At 75.9% G+C, this 515-nt stretch carries 1 protein-coding gene; it reads left to right on the top strand.

The window, feature by feature from the left end; all coding sequences use genetic code 11:
* Nucleotides 1-515, top strand: a 515-nt coding sequence (locus tag VTU_RS0106305; RefSeq protein ID WP_010102222.1) for a hypothetical protein, incomplete at both ends; no start/stop codon positions are given.

Raw genomic sequence — 515 nt, 5'->3', positions numbered from 1 at the left:
CGTGACCGCTGCGCGCTGCTGCGCACGGCCGCAGTGTGGCGCCTGCGCCGCTTTCGCTGCGCACCGCAGACCTCGGTGGCGCAGCTGTGCGTAGCGCTCACACCGCGCCTGATGGCCGAGTTCATCGACCCGCTGTGCGTCTCGGCGCTCAACACCCCGGCGCCGAGGGCCAGCGGCCAGGTATTTCTGCGCGTGCTGCAAGACAGCCTGTTCAGCGGCCCGGGCGGCTCCAACCTGCTGCTGCCGCGCACCGACCTGAGCGCCCTCTTTCCGCAGGCCGCAGCGCAGTGGCTGGAGCGCCACGGCGCCCGGGTGCTCGGCGCGCAGCGGGTCCAGGGCCTGGCGCCCGACGGGCGGCGCTGGCAGGTGCTCTGCGCCGGCGGGGCAGGGCGGGCGGACGCGGTGTTCGGGCACGTCACCCTGGCCTGCCCCGCGTGGGAGGCGCAGCGGCTGGTCGCGGGCTTGGCGCAGAGCGCGGAATCGACCGCGGCCGACCGGCAAGCCGCCGGCCAGTG

The organism is Verminephrobacter aporrectodeae subsp. tuberculatae At4, assembly GCF_000193225.1.
GTDB lineage: Bacteria > Pseudomonadota > Gammaproteobacteria > Burkholderiales > Burkholderiaceae_C > Acidovorax > Acidovorax aporrectodeae.
This window is presented reverse-complemented; position numbering and strand designations above follow the sequence as displayed.